Here is a 14,734-nt window from a genome sequence, read left to right on the forward strand (position 1 = left end):
TTGATTTTATATTAAATAAGAAAAGTAAGAAAAATAAGAATATTAGGTATTATACATCTAATATTGATTTAATTTTAACGTAGTCATATAATAAATTCATAATAAATTTTCAAAAATTTTACTTTTAATATTTAACGTATATGGAAATCCTAAACATGAGGTGATTTAATATGAAGGAAAACAATATCAAAAATAATATTAAAAGTGAAAGCTTACAAAAAAAAGAGAAAAGAATTAACTCTGTTGTAAACTCTATATTAAGTGAAAGTACTAGCAAATCAGATCCAGATGGACACTATACAGGTTGTCCTAAAGGAGAAGCTATTAGACCTATACAAGATGTGGATGATTTATAAGAAGAGAAAAATTACACCGAGGAAGGAGATTTCTTATGATTTACACAACAGAAATCACAAATATGTGTAAAATAAACAAAGGACCAAACCATGGACCAGCTCCAATACCAGAAGAAGGTAAATGGGTAAAAGCAAGTCAAATTACAGATATATCAGGATTAACACATGGTGTAGGATGGTGTGCCCCTCAACAAGGAGCATGCAAACTGACACTAAATGTTAAAGAGGGTATAATTCAAGAAGCCTTAGTTGAAACAATAGGATGTTCAGGTATGACACATTCAGCAGCGATGGCTTCTGAAATTCTTCCAGGAAAAACTATATTAGAAGCATTAAATACAGACTTAGTATGTGATGCGATAAATACTGCTATGAGAGAACTATTTTTACAAATAGTATATGGTAGAAGCCAAACTGCATTTTCAGAAGGTGGATTACCTGTAGGAGCTGGGCTTGAAGATCTTGGAAAAGGACTTAGAAGTCAAGTTGGAACTATGTATGGAAGTCTTGAAAAAGGACCTAGATATTTAGAAATGGCAGAAGGATATATTACCAAATTAGCATTAGACGAAGATAATGAAATAATAGGATATGAATATGTTCACCTAGGAAAAATGATGGAAATGGTGGCTAAGGGAATTGAAGCAAATGAAGCTCTAGAAAAAGCTAAGTCTAACTATGGTAGATTTGATGAAGGTGTTAAATTTGTTGACCCAAGACATGAATAAATAATAAGGAAGGTGAACTATAATGGCTTTATTTGAAAGTTATGAAAGAAGAATAAATCAAATAACTCCAGTATTAGAAAAATACGGAATTAATTCTATAGAAGAATGTAGAGAACTTTGCAAATCAAAAGGATTTGATCCTTATCAAATAGTTAAAGATACTCAAAACATAGCTTTTGAAAATGCATGCTGGGCATATACACTAGGAGCAGCTATAGCTATAAAAAAAGAGTGTAAAAAAGCAGCAGAAGCAGCAGAAGCAATAGGAGAAGGATTACAAGCGTTTTGTATTCCAGGTTCTGTTGCAGATGATAGAAAAGTTGGACTAGGACATGGAAACCTAGGTGGGATGCTTTTAAGAGATGAAACTAAATGTTTTGCGTTTTTAGCAGGACACGAGTCTTTTGCAGCAGCTGAAGGTGCTATAAAAATAGCTGAAAAAGCTAATAAAGTTAGAAAAGATGATTTAAGAGTTATATTAAATGGACTTGGAAAAGATGCAGCATATATAATATCAAGAATAAATGGATTTACATATGTACAAACTGAGTTTGACTATTATACAGGCGAATTAAAAGTAGTAAAAGAGAAGGCTTTTTCAAAGGGAGATAGAAGTAAAGTAAAATGTTATGGATGTGATGATGTTAGAGAGGGAGTTGCAATTATGCACCATGAGGGAGTGGATGTATCTATAACTGGAAACTCAACCAACCCAACAAGATTCCAACATCCGGTAGCAGGAACTTATAAAAAGGAATGCTACCAAGAAGGGAAAAAATATTTTTCAGTAGCTTCAGGAGGAGGAACAGGAAGAACTCTTCATCCTGATAATATGGGTGCTGGACCAGCATCTTATGGTATGACTGATACCATGGGTAGAATGCATTCTGATGCACAGTTTGCTGGATCTTCATCTGTACCAGCTCATGTTGAAATGATGGGACTTATAGGTATGGGAAATAATCCTATGGTAGGAGCTACAGTTGCAACTGCAGTTGCCGTAGAGGAAAGTTTTAAATAAATTTTAGTGTGTGTAAAATAAAAAGGCAGTGATTAAAATTTTTAATCACTGCCTTTTTACGTTTAAAATATTACAATTTTAACATTTTATTATAAAAATATATAATAGTATTTAATGATTTATATAGGTACTTTAATAGAAAAAAACTATACTAATAGACTATCGTTCATAAATACAAATCAACTTGATATAATAGAAGAAAAGGGGGGATTATTGTGAATTTAAATTCAATGGATTGCAGATTAGAAGAACAAAAGAAAAAGGTTATACAAGAATATAGACTACATTTAAACTCTAATTGTAATTGGGAGTATATACACCCAAAAGGAAAGTATCAGCCTATTGAATACTTTTCACAGAAATTTGTGGAAAAACATTCTGCGCTTGCTATGGTGTTTCAAATACATAAACTTTGCTTTGCTAAGATTAAATATTTTGAAAACAATGTAGATGATTTTATACCATATTCATACTCCTTTAAGTCTGGATTTGAAAGATGTGAAATGCATAAAGTTCAGTTTTTATACCACATATATAGTCAATATATGATTGGGATTGCTGAACTTCAGGATATAAAAGATATAAATGAATTTAAAAAATTATGTGCTTATTTAGAAAGCTTTAAAAACTAATTTTAAAAAAATAAAAAAATATGTTATAAATAGAAAAAAATGGGTATAAACAAAAATAAACGTTTAAATAAGTAATATTAAATATAAAAGCTTATATATGGACAATCCAACTATTGCTTTTGAAATTGTGAATATTTAAATGATTTAATAAAATTATATAGTTAAAATTAAAAATCTAAACAGTATATAAATTATTTAAAGTAAATCTTTTCCAAAATGGAATTCCAATATGTAAGCTGAAAATAGCTTTTAACTTATTTATACAATCTATATTTTAATGGGTGTATAAAATACATTGGCACCGTTGGAGGAATGATATTATGGATGAAGGATTTAAATATTTAAAAATACCTGATGATAAAATAGGAATGATATGGACCCTATCTTGTATAAGTGATATTTGTGTTATTGAATTTGGTACACATATAAAAACTCATCATGTTGTAGAAAACATAAATAAGATATGTAAAGAGGATAGATGTAAGATATATTCTATACATATTGATGAAAATGAAAATGTTTGCAGTATATTTGAAAAATTAAAAAATACTATTATAAATTTAGATAATGACATTAAACCTAAGTATATTTTTATTGTAGAATCTTCTCAACCTTCTATAATTGGTGAAAAAATATTAGATTTATGTAAAGATTTAAAGGGAATTTCAAATTGTAAGCTGTTACCTATAAATATGAGTAACTTAAATTATGATTATAATATAGGGAGAGAGTTTGCATTAGAATTTTTAGCTAAAAAAATAGTAAAACAAAATGAAAAAGATATGAATAAATATAATATAATAGGATTTAGTATTGATAAATATAATTATCTAGCAGATATAAAAGAGTTACAAAGAATGATGAAAGAATTATTTAACAAAGAAGTAAACACTATGTTTACCATTAACGCTAGTATTGAGGAAATAGAAAATGCATCTAAAGCATCACTTAATATAGTGGCTAGAAAAGATGCACTAAAAGCTGCTAAATACATGGAAGAAGAGTATGGAATTCCATATATTTATATAAATTTATATGGATTTAAAAATGCCATAAAATTTATAGAATCTATAAAGAAAATAGATGGATATGAATTAGATGAAGAAAAATACACTTATGAAATGGATCAAGTAAAAAAGAGATTGCTTCAAGTAAAAAAGAAATTTTACTTTTATAAAGGAAGTAAAGACTGTGCCATATTTGGTGACTTTGATACTGTTTTAGGAATTAGTGAAATGTTAAAAGAGCTTGGATTTAATGTTGATAAAAAAGAAATCATTTATAAGACTTGCGATGATGCAAACATTGTAAATGAGCAAGCATATCTAGAAACAACAAAATATTTAAATGATAAAGAACTATTGATACTCTTAGGCGATAGAGTTAGCATTGATATGAGACACAAATCTAAAAAAGATTTACAGATAAGCAATACGAGTTTAGACTCAGCTGATAAGTGTATTGATACACCATATATTGGGTTTAAGGGATGCATGTATATCATTAATCAAATTTTAAATATAGACATAAATAGTGAAATAGAAGCTTAGATAGCTTCTGTTTTTTTGTTTTAAAATAGAAGAAAATGTTAACAAATATATTATTTAGGCATATTATATATTACAGATAAAAAATCTGTAGAATAAATAAAAGGGTGTGTATTTATCTATGAGTTGTAAAAAGAATATGTGGAATAACTGCGAAAGTAATAAATGGGATAACGTATGCTATTACAAATGTAAAAATGGATGTTCTAAAAATTGTAATAAAGAAATAGCTAAAACAAAATGTCTTATAGATGATATAAGAGCTAAAAATAATTTATTAGGTAAAGACCTAAAGGATGCTAAGCAAAATCAAAAAGTTGTTAAATCAGCTTTAGATAATATAGATGATAATGTAGCTAACTTAGTTAAAGATATAGGACATATAGAAGATGCTTTAATTAATGCTGTAAAGAGCTTAAATTGCATAATAAAAGATTTAGATAACGCTATACCAGCACAAAATGCAGCATTAGAAGATATAAAAGATGCACAAGACAAACAAAAAGATTTAAAAGATTTAATAGACAATTTAGATTGTGCTTTTGATGATACAGTAGAATGCTTAAAAGAAAAAGACGGAAATCCAATATTAATACCTTTGGATGATTGTGATGAAGAAAAACCAGACTGGGGTTGCCATTGCTAGTTATATAGTATTTTTAGGAATGTAAATTTATTTACATTCCTTTTTTGTTTGGTCAAAAAGTAAACAAAAGCATGTGTTAGGCATAATATGGATTACAGGCTAAAAGCTTAAAAATTTGTAAGGGGGATTTAAAGATGAGCTATAAACAAAATGGTTGGAATGAATGTGAACATGCAAATAAATGGGAAAATGTATGCTATTACAAATGTAAGGATCATGGATGTGGTGGAGAAAATTGCAAAAAGGATATAGAGAGAACAGAAAATATTATAGATAGTATAAAATTAAGAAATGAAGAATTAGGAAACGATTTAAAAAATGCTAAAGAAAACCAAAAAGAAGTAAAATCAGCACTAGTTACAATTAATGATAATGTTGGAAACTTAGCAAATAATTTGGGAGAAATAGAAGCTGCACTAGCGCAAGCAGCTTGTGATTTAAAATCTATAATGGATGCATTAGAAAAAGCTGTTCCAGCGCAAAATGCAGCTATTAAAGATATAAAAGATGCTCAAGGCAGACAAAATGATATAAATGTATTAGCTGATGAGCTAGAAAAGTCATTTGAAAAAACTGTGAATTGTTTAAAAAGAAAAGATAAACCTCCAGTACTAATTCCTTGGGATGATTGTGATGATGATTCTGAAGAATCTGGATGTGATTGTGATTAATAATTAAAATAAAAAAGGTGCATTCAAGTTAGATTGAATGCACCTTTTTTATTTTAATTATTAATTTGATAAAATTTGGGTACAGACTCACAAAATGTCAAAAAAAATAAGGGTGTTGAAAAAAATGAAAAATTATGTATAATAGTTTGTGTAGTAAAAATTACACAAAAGTTAAAAAGGAGGAATATTTTGAAAATTACGACAATAAGGAAGAGTGTAGTAGCTGTAGTTTTATCAACAGCATTTATGTCGACAATGACAGTTTCTCACGCAAATAATTATAAGGTGTTCATAGATGCAGGCCATGGTGGAAATGATAATGGATCTGCTTATAATAATAGAATCGAAGATAATTTAAATCTTCAAATAGCTAATAAAGTTGAAGCAAAGCTAGAAAAACGTGGAATAGATGTTATGACTAGTAGAAAAAGTGATGAATATGTTTCACTAAGAGAAAGAACAAATAAGTCAAACTTAGCAGATATTGATATGTTTGTATCTATTCATCAAAATGCAGCAGAAGATACAACTACAAAAGGTATAGAAACTTTTTATTATAATGATGAAAATAAAGAGTTTGCAGATGTAGTTCAAAAAAGTTTATTAAGTAGCACTAATGGACTTAATAGAGGCGTTAAAAAAGGAAACTTACAAGTTTTAAGAGACAATGAAGCTCCAGCAGTACTTGTAGAGTGTGGGTTTATATCCAATGAGGATGAAGGAAGTAAGTTAACAACTAATGAATATCAAGAAAAAGTAGCTAATGGTATAGTTGACGGAGTTATTTCTAATTTAGGATTTAAAGATGAAAAAGGTCTTAAAGTTAATAAAAATGTAGCTATAGCTTTATCTGATGGAGTTTGTGTAAGAAACGGAAGAGGTAGTATGTTTAACACAATCGGTTACTTATCAAAGGGAGAAAAAGTTGAAGTTTTAGACACTAAGTTTGATTGGCATAAAATAAAGTTTAATGGACATATTGGATATGTATCTAACGTGTATGTAAAATAATAAATAGTATTTTAAAAGGTTATCTAATAAATTAGGTAACCTTTTTTTAGTTTAAGTCAATTTTGTTTACTCTTTTAATCTTTATACAATCTTAATACAGCAATAATTATCTTAACCTCCACTTTATACTAAAACACATAAAATGAGTATATAGAAAATTTAGGAGGAGATTATGAAGATGAGTATTGTAATTCAAGTATTTGTTTTTATTGCAGTAGTTATATTACTAGCAAAACCTTTAGGTATTTATATATCCAAAGTATTTAAAGATGAAAAGGTGTTTTTAACTAGGATAGTATCACCGATTGAAAAGTTTATATATAAAGTGTTAAATGTAAAAAAAGATGAAGAAATGAATGGTAAAGAATATATATTAAGTGTTATTTCATTTAGTTTAATAAGTTTAATAGTTGTATTCTTATTGCAAATGATTCAATATATACTTCCGTTAAATCCAGAAAATCTAAAAAATATAGATTGGAAATTAGCTTTTAATACAGCTACAAGTTTTGTTACAAATACAAACTGGCAAGCTTATAGTGGAGAAAGTACTTTAAGCTATTTAACTCAAATGGTAGGATTAACTGTTCAAAACTTTTTATCAGCAGCGGTAGGAATAAGTGTACTTATGGTATTAATAAGAGGATTTAAAAGAAGTAAATGCAATTATATAGGGAACTTCTGGAAAGATTTAACTAAGTCAACTTTATATATACTTTTACCACTTTCTGTTGTTTTAGCTGTATTTTTAACTACACAAGGAGTAGTACAAAATTTAAAGCCTTATCAAGAAGTTAAGTTAGTACAGAGTGTAGAAACAGAAAATAAAGGGGTAATAGATAATCAAATAATTCCAGGAGGGCCTGCAGCAAGTCAAATTGCTATAAAACAATTAGGAACTAATGGAGGTGGATTCTTTGGTACGAATTCAGCATATCCATTTGAGAATCCAACTTACTTATCAAATATGGCACAAGTTGTTTCTATAATTTTAATACCTGTAGCATTATGCTTTACATTTGGAGAGATGGTAAACGATAGAAAGCAAGGAAATGTAATTTTATGTGCAATGATGATTATATTCACACTAGCAATATCATCTGCAATGTATTTTGAATTTAAAGCTACTCCAGAGCTTGCACATAATAAATATATAACAAGTGAATTTAAATCTGACCAATCTGGTGGAAACATGGAAGGAAAAGAAGCTAGATTTGGAGTAATAAATTCATCTATATGGGGAGTAACAACTACTTCAGCATCAAATGGATCTGTAAACTCTATGCATGACTCTTTTACACCAATGGGAGGAATGATTTTAACACTACTTATGCAATTAGGTGAGGTTGTATTTGGAGGAGTTGGATGTGGACTTTATGGAATGCTTGCATTCGTAATTCTTACGGTGTTTATATCAGGGCTTATGGTAGGTAGAACTCCAGAATATCTAGGCAAAAAAATAGAACCATTTGAAATGAAAATGGCGTCAATTTTAATAATAACTACTCCAGCATTAGTATTAGTTGGAAGTGCTATCACATGTATGGTTCCAAATATAGATTTTTTCTTAACTAATAATGGACCACATGGTTTTTCGGAGATTTTATATGCACTAAGTTCTACAGGAAACAACAATGGAAGTGCATTTGCAGGATTTTATGTAAATAATAGTTTTATGAATATATTAACAAGTTTAATAATGATATTAGCTCGTTTTATACCAATAGTTTTAATTATAAAAATAGCACAATCATTAGCTAGTAAAAAAATAGTACCACAAAGTGCAGGAACACTAGCAACTAATAATATGTTATTTGTATTTTTATTAGTTGGAGTTGTTCTTATGATAGGGGCATTAGGATTTTTACCATCACTAGCTCTTGGACCAATCGCAGAACATCTGAATATGTTTTTTTAAACTTTAGTATAAGGGAGATATTATTATGAGTAATTCAAATAAAAGCTTTGTAAGCAAAGATATTATAAAAGATGCTATAAAAGATTCTATTAAAAAGTTAAGTTTTAAAGTACAGCTTAAAAATCCAGTTATGTTTGTAGTATATATAGGATCAATAATTACTAGTTTAATGACTATTATGTCATTTTTTAATATGACGAATGACAATACATCATTTGATTTAATGATAAGCATTTTCTTATGGTCTACAGTATTATTTGCAAACTTTGCAGAAGCTATAGCAGAAGGAAGAGGTAAAGCTCAGGCTAGTAGTTTAAGAGCTGCAAAGAAAGATGTATTAGCTAAAAAGTTAAAGTATTGCGACAAAAATAGTGAGTTTGAAATGATACAATCAAGCTTATTAAAAAAAGGAGATATAGTTTTAGTTGATGTAAATGAGCAAGTTCCTGCAGATGGAGATGTTATAGAAGGAGTTGCTTCAGTAGATGAAAGTGCTATAACTGGGGAGAGTGCTCCAGTTATAAGAGAATCAGGTGGGGATAGATGTGCAGTAACAGGTGGAACTACACTAGTTTCTGATTACTTAATAGTTGAAGTAACATCGAGTCCAGGTGAAAGTTTTTTAGATAAGATGATTGCTATGGTAGAAGGGGCTAAAAGGAAAAAAACACCAAATGAGATAGCCTTACAAACATTATTAATTGCACTAACTTCAATATTTTTAATAGTAACAGTAACTTTATATCCATTTAGTTATTTTGCAGTAAAACAAAATGGGGTAGGGACTGTGGTTTCTATAACTTCACTTGTGGCTTTATTAGTTTGTTTGGCTCCAACGACTATTGGAGGGTTACTTTCCTCAATTGGAATTGCAGGAATGAGTAGATTAAATAATAAAAATGTTTTAGCAACATCAGGAAGAGCTATAGAAGCAGCTGGAGATGTGGATGTGCTACTTTTAGATAAAACAGGTACTATAACTCATGGAAATAGACAAGCAAGTGATTTTATACCTCTTAAACATGTAGATATGGAAGAGTTTGTGGATTGTGCAAAATTGAGTTCTGTATTAGATGAAACTCCTGAAGGAAGAAGCATAGTTGTGCTTGCAAAACAGATGAATTCATTGGATGATAATGACTTATCAAATGATGATATAGAATTTGTAGCCTTTTCTGCAAAGACTAGAATGAGTGGAGCCAACTTAATTCAAGATAAGATAAGAAAAGGTGCAGCTAGTGCTATAAAACAGTTTGTAGAAGAACAAGGGGGTAAATATCCAAAGGAATGTGATGAAATTGTTGAGGAAATTTCAAAAAAAGGTGGAACGCCTTTAGTTGTTTGTAAAAATAATAGGGTATTAGGGGTTATATATTTGAAAGATATTCTTAAAAAAGGAGTATACGAAAAGTTTAATGATTTAAGAAAGATGGGAATAAAGACAATAATGATAACGGGAGACAATCCTTTAACAGCAGCGGCAATAGCAGCAGAAGCTGGAGTGGATGATTTTTTAGCAGAGGCAACACCTAAAGCTAAACTTGATTTAATTCATGAGTATCAAAGAAAGGGTCATTTAGTAGCTATGACAGGTGATGGAAGTAACGATGCTCCTGCACTTGCTCAAGCAGATGTTGCTGTTGCTATGAACACAGGTACACAAGCGGCAAAAGAAGCAGGGAACATGGTAGATTTAGATTCTAGCCCAACAAAATTAATAGAAATCGTAAAAATAGGTAAACAGCTACTTATGACAAGAGGAGCACTTACGACTTTTAGTATTGCAAATGATATAGCTAAGTATTTTGCAATAATACCACCATTATTTTTAGGGGTTTATCCACAATTGGATAAGTTGAATATAATGAATCTTAATAGTCCTGAAAGTGCTATAATTAGTGCGGTTATATATAACGCAATTATAATAATTGCATTAGTACCACTTGCGCTTAAAGGGGTTAAGTATAGGGAATTACCTGCAAGTAAACTTTTATCAAGAAATTTAATGATATATGGTGTAGGTGGTATTATAACACCATTTATATGTATAAAAATTATAGACATGATTATAGGTACAATTTTATAATATTATAAGGAGATTGAGATATGAAATATATAAAAAGAGCATCTTTAATATTTTTAATTATGACAGTCATAACTGGGGTTATATATCCATTAACAATAACTGCTTTTGCTCAAATATTTGTACCAGATAAAGCAAATGGTAGTATAATTGAAGAAAATGATAAAAAGATAGGATCAAAACTTATCGGGCAAAACTTTACAGACCCAAAATATTTCTGGTCAAGACCATCAGAGACACAAGATTATCCATATAATCCGCTAGGGTCTTCTGGAAGCAATATGTCTCCAACTGGAGAAGCATTTGATAAAGTATTAAATGAAAGAATAAAAATGTACAAAAAATATGATGAAAAAAATACAGAAAAAATTCCTGTAGATTTAGTAACTGCATCAGCCAGTGGGTTAGATCCAGATATATCTTTAAGTGGTGCTAAGTATCAAGTTGATAGAGTTTCTAAGTATAGTAAAGTTTCCAAAGAAAAATTATTAGAACTTATAGATAAAAATACAAATTCAAAGCTTATGGGTATGTTTGGAGAACCTACAGTAAATGTATTACAGCTTAATCTAGATTTGGAAAAAATTAAATAATTAGTAGGGGGATGTATGAATAGACCAGATCCAGAAAGTTTATTAAATAAAATAAATAAAGAAGAAAAAAGCCAAAAAAGAGGTCAATTAAAAATTTTCTTTGGATATGCAGCAGGAGTAGGTAAAACCTACTCCATGCTTGAGTCTGCACATAGTTTAAAAGAAAGTGGAATAGACGTAGTAGTTGGATATATAGAACCTCATTCTAGAAAAGAAACACTAGCGCTTCTAGATGGATTAGAGGTACTTGAATTAAAATATATAAAATATAAAACTATAGATTTAAAAGAATTTAACTTAGATTTAGCACTTAAAAGAAAACCAGAGGTTATACTAGTAGATGAACTAGCACATACAAATGCTAAGGGTTGTAGGCACAGCAAAAGATGGCAAGATATAGAGGAACTTTTAATAGCTGGAATAGATGTATATACAACTGTAAATGTACAACATTTAGAAAGTTTAAACGATATAATTGAAATTGTAGCTAATGTTTCAGTTAAAGAAACTATACCTGATAAGTTAATTGATATTTCATCACAATTAGAGCTTATAGATGTAGAACCAGATGTTTTGCTAGAAAGGTTTAACCAAGGCAAAATATATAAAAAAGAGCAAGCTGTAAAAGCACAAGAAAATTTCTTTGTAAAAGAAAACTTAGTAGCATTAAGAGAATTAGCATTAAGAAAAACAGCTGAAAAAGTTAATAAAGAAGTTGAGATAACCAGATTATCAAAAGGTGGAGTAGAAGTATTGCCAACAAGCGAGACTATTCTTGTTTGCATATCTCCATCACCATCTACTGCTAAGTTAATAAGAACCGCATCTAGAATTTCTCAATCATCACTATCAAGGGTAATTGCTATTTATATAAAAGACCCTAATAAAGAAGAATTACCTAAAGAAGCAAAAGCTCAACTAGAGTCTAATTTAGAACTTGCAAAGAAGTTAGGTGCAGAAGTTGTATTATTGCATGGAGATAATATGGTAGAAGATATACTAAGGTATTCTAAAATGAGAAATGTAACCAAAATTATAATTGGAAGAAATCATAGAAAACACAGTGTATTTTCGAGGTTTGTAAAAAGAGATGTAGTAGATAAATTAATTGATGAGGCAGATCATATAGATGTGCATGTAATACCATATAAAGGCGAAAAAAGCAGACATTATAGACCTAAAAAACAAAATGGATTTATTTCTAAATTTAAAATTAGTGGAATAGATATATTTAAAATATTTATTATAACGACAATAACAACGCTCATTGCACATGTATTAAAAAATGCTGGATTTATACAAGAAAATATATATTTAATGTATATGCTCGATATAGCATTAATATCTGTATTTACAAATGGATATGGAACAGGTATAATAAGCTCTATTTTAAATATAATTTTATTAAACTATCTATTTACAAGTCCACTATATACTCTAGATATAGATGATACCAACTATATAATTACTTTATTTGTATTTTGTATAGTTGGAATAATAACGTCATCACTTACATCAAGAATAAAGCAGCAAGTGGAAATTTATTCAAAGCGTGAGCAAAATACACAGATGTTATATAAAGTTGGAAGAAGTTTTTTAAGATTATCAAATAAAGAAGATATTATAAATACTGGTTTAGAGCTTTTATCAATAGGATTAAATAAAAATGTTGCATGCTATGCGATTGATAAAAATAAAAAGCAGTTAAATCTTTATAAAAATATAAAAAACAAACAAGATGAAGAATTTTTTATAAATGATTCCGAAAAAGCTGTTGCAACTTGGGCTTTTAATAATAATTCTATAGCAGGTACAGGGACAGATACTTTGCCAGGGTCAAATGGATTTTATATGCCTATAATTGGTATGAGCGAAACTCTAGGAGTGATAGGAGTAGCTTGTATTGATAAAAAACTTGATAATGAAGATATATGTTTAATTGAAGCAGTAATTGCTCAAATGGCTATAGCACTAGATAGAGAAATTTTATCAGAAGTTCAAAAAGAAGCTAGTCTTGAAATAGAAAGTGAACGATTAAGAAGTAGCTTATTACGAGCTATTTCTCATGATTTAAGAACTCCACTTGCTGGAATAAGTGGAGCTGTGAGCACTATAATTAAAAATAAAAACTTGATAGATGAAAGTATTATTGATGAACTGTTAAATGGAGTATTTGAAGATACACAATGGTTAATTAGGCTAGTCGAGAATTTACTTAGTATGACTAGGATAGATGAAGGAAAACTAGAGGTAACTAAAAATCCAGAAATAGTTGAAGAGGTTATATCACAATCTTTATCTCATATAAAAAAGAGAATCCAAGATATAAAAATTAAAATAGAAATGCCAGATAAAATACTTTTTGTGCCAATGGATGCAAAGCTTATAGAGCAAGTTTTTATAAACTTAATTGACAATGCTATAAAGTATTCAAATGGAGCATGTGAAATTAAAATAAGTGTATATGAATTAGATAATAAGGTAGCTTTTGAAGTTATAGATAATGGACCTGGAATTAATGAAAAAGTAATAGATAATATATTTGATAGGTTTTTTACTGGAGAATTAAATTATTCAGACTCAAGAAAAGGAGTAGGTCTTGGGCTATCAATTTGTAAGTCAATAATAAATGCTCATAAAGGCGAAATAAGCGTTAAAAACAACTTAGGGAAAGGTGCGACTTTCAAATTTACACTACCTAAGGAAGATTAATTAAATGGGGGACAATATGAATAAGTATAGTATTTTGATTGTTGAAGATGATGACACAATTCGTAAATTTATAAATGCCTCTCTTACAACTCAAGATTATATAATAAAAGAGGCAATAAATGGGAAAGAAGGAATATCGCTAGCTATGTCACATTCTCCAGATGTTATATTGTTAGACTTAGGTTTAGGAGATATGGATGGGATAGATGTAATAAAAAATATAAGAAACTTATCTGATGTTCCAATAATTGTAGTATCTGCAAGAGAACAAGATAGAGAAAAGGTAGAAGCATTTGATATGGGAGCTGATGATTATATAACTAAGCCATTTTCAATAGCAGAATTACTAGCAAGAGTTAGGGTAGCTATTAGACACTCTGAAAAAAATAAACCAAAGGTAAACTCGAAAACTGATTTTGAATATAAAGGTTTATTTATAGACTTTGAAAAAAGAAAAGTTAGTATTGATGGTGAAGAGATACATTTAACACCTAGTGAATATGATATACTATCATTACTCGTAAAATATCATGGAAAAGTTTTAACTCATAATTTTATTGCAAAAGAAATATGGGGAAGTGCACTTGGTAGTGAGATAAAATCATTAAGAGTATTTATGGCAACATTAAGAAGAAAAATAGAAAAAGAGCCAGCTAATCCTGAATATATAATAACTGAAATTGGGGTAGGATACAAATTAAATGATGAATAACAAAAAGGACTGTTTCAATTGATAAATTGGGGGACAGTCCTTTTTGAAATTTGTTTGTTTTAGGAAATATACAATATTTTAAAATATAGGCTTACTTATGAGCT

The 14,734-nt window shown here is 29.1% G+C and carries 13 protein-coding genes; all 13 read left to right on the forward strand.

The genetic code is table 11. The features are described from left to right. Positions 1-170 precede the first annotated feature (170 nt). A complete protein-coding gene (locus KXZ80_RS05005) occupies positions 171-356 on the forward strand; it encodes a hypothetical protein (protein ID WP_021432358.1) in 186 nt (61 codons plus the stop codon). 35 nt (positions 357-391) lie between these two features. Next, complete coding sequence (locus KXZ80_RS05010; protein WP_021432359.1) at positions 392-1,084, forward strand: iron-sulfur cluster assembly scaffold protein; 693 nt, start codon at positions 392-394, stop codon at positions 1,082-1,084. 22 nt (positions 1,085-1,106) lie between these two features. Next, positions 1,107-2,105 (forward strand): GGGtGRT protein, encoded by a 999-nt coding sequence (locus tag KXZ80_RS05015; RefSeq protein ID WP_021432360.1) that lies wholly within the window; start codon positions 1,107-1,109, stop codon positions 2,103-2,105. A 215-nt stretch (positions 2,106-2,320) separates the two neighbouring features. Next, the gene (locus KXZ80_RS05020; protein WP_021432361.1) at positions 2,321-2,737 is read left to right on the forward strand and encodes a hypothetical protein; all 417 of its coding nucleotides are present in this window, start codon (positions 2,321-2,323) and stop codon (positions 2,735-2,737) included. 320 nt (positions 2,738-3,057) lie between these two features. Beyond that, a complete protein-coding gene (locus KXZ80_RS05025) occupies positions 3,058-4,287 on the forward strand; it encodes a nitrogenase component 1 (protein WP_021432362.1) in 1,230 nt (409 codons plus the stop codon). Between the two features lie 118 nt (positions 4,288-4,405). Further along, the gene (locus KXZ80_RS05030; protein ID WP_021432363.1) at positions 4,406-4,930 is read left to right on the forward strand and encodes a hypothetical protein; all 525 of its coding nucleotides are present in this window, start codon (positions 4,406-4,408) and stop codon (positions 4,928-4,930) included. 134 nt (positions 4,931-5,064) lie between these two features. Continuing rightward, positions 5,065-5,601, forward strand: a complete 537-nt coding sequence (locus tag KXZ80_RS05035; RefSeq protein WP_021432364.1) for a hypothetical protein — start codon at positions 5,065-5,067, stop codon at positions 5,599-5,601. 189 nt (positions 5,602-5,790) lie between these two features. After that, the gene (locus KXZ80_RS05040; protein ID WP_021432365.1) at positions 5,791-6,612 is read left to right on the forward strand and encodes an N-acetylmuramoyl-L-alanine amidase; all 822 of its coding nucleotides are present in this window, start codon (positions 5,791-5,793) and stop codon (positions 6,610-6,612) included. Between the two features lie 172 nt (positions 6,613-6,784). After that, positions 6,785-8,530: a potassium-transporting ATPase subunit KdpA gene (gene kdpA / locus KXZ80_RS05045; protein ID WP_021432366.1), complete on the forward strand. Its 1,746-nt coding sequence runs from the start codon at positions 6,785-6,787 to the stop codon at positions 8,528-8,530. 25 nt (positions 8,531-8,555) lie between these two features. Further along, positions 8,556-10,616 carry a potassium-transporting ATPase subunit KdpB gene (kdpB, locus tag KXZ80_RS05050; protein ID WP_021432367.1) on the forward strand — a complete coding sequence of 687 codons (2,061 nt, stop codon included), beginning with the start codon at positions 8,556-8,558 and terminating at the stop codon, positions 10,614-10,616. 20 nt (positions 10,617-10,636) lie between these two features. Further along, positions 10,637-11,206 (forward strand): potassium-transporting ATPase subunit KdpC, encoded by a 570-nt coding sequence (gene kdpC / locus KXZ80_RS05055; RefSeq protein WP_021432368.1) that lies wholly within the window; start codon positions 10,637-10,639, stop codon positions 11,204-11,206. A gap of 15 nt (positions 11,207-11,221) precedes the next feature. After that, complete coding sequence (locus KXZ80_RS05060) at positions 11,222-13,918, forward strand: sensor histidine kinase (RefSeq protein ID WP_021432369.1); 2,697 nt, start codon at positions 11,222-11,224, stop codon at positions 13,916-13,918. A gap of 16 nt (positions 13,919-13,934) precedes the next feature. Next, a complete protein-coding gene (locus KXZ80_RS05065; RefSeq protein WP_021432370.1) occupies positions 13,935-14,630 on the forward strand; it encodes a response regulator transcription factor in 696 nt (231 codons plus the stop codon). Positions 14,631-14,734 lie beyond the last annotated feature (104 nt).

Origin of the sequence: Paraclostridium bifermentans (assembly GCF_019916025.1) — a bacterium.
In the GTDB taxonomy this organism is placed as follows: Bacteria; Bacillota; Clostridia; order Peptostreptococcales; family Peptostreptococcaceae; genus Paraclostridium; species Paraclostridium bifermentans.

What these genes read in the sequence shown, in the direction of transcription:
- kdpC (WP_021432368.1), top strand. Translation starts at nt 10,637, where the DNA reads ATGAAATATATAAAAAGAGCATCTTTAATATTTTTAATTATGACAGTC.
- KXZ80_RS05065 (WP_021432370.1), top strand. Translation starts at nt 13,935, where the DNA reads ATGAATAAGTATAGTATTTTGATTGTTGAAGATGATGACACAATTCGT.
- KXZ80_RS05035 (WP_021432364.1), top strand. Translation starts at nt 5,065, where the DNA reads ATGAGCTATAAACAAAATGGTTGGAATGAATGTGAACATGCAAATAAA.
- KXZ80_RS05025 (WP_021432362.1), top strand. Translation starts at nt 3,058, where the DNA reads ATGGATGAAGGATTTAAATATTTAAAAATACCTGATGATAAAATAGGA.
- KXZ80_RS05010 (WP_021432359.1), top strand. Translation starts at nt 392, where the DNA reads ATGATTTACACAACAGAAATCACAAATATGTGTAAAATAAACAAAGGA.
- KXZ80_RS05015 (WP_021432360.1), top strand. Translation starts at nt 1,107, where the DNA reads ATGGCTTTATTTGAAAGTTATGAAAGAAGAATAAATCAAATAACTCCA.
- kdpA (WP_021432366.1), top strand. Translation starts at nt 6,785, where the DNA reads ATGAAGATGAGTATTGTAATTCAAGTATTTGTTTTTATTGCAGTAGTT.
- KXZ80_RS05060 (WP_021432369.1), top strand. Translation starts at nt 11,222, where the DNA reads ATGAATAGACCAGATCCAGAAAGTTTATTAAATAAAATAAATAAAGAA.
- KXZ80_RS05005 (WP_021432358.1), top strand. Translation starts at nt 171, where the DNA reads ATGAAGGAAAACAATATCAAAAATAATATTAAAAGTGAAAGCTTACAA.
- kdpB (WP_021432367.1), top strand. Translation starts at nt 8,556, where the DNA reads ATGAGTAATTCAAATAAAAGCTTTGTAAGCAAAGATATTATAAAAGAT.
- KXZ80_RS05030 (WP_021432363.1), top strand. Translation starts at nt 4,406, where the DNA reads ATGAGTTGTAAAAAGAATATGTGGAATAACTGCGAAAGTAATAAATGG.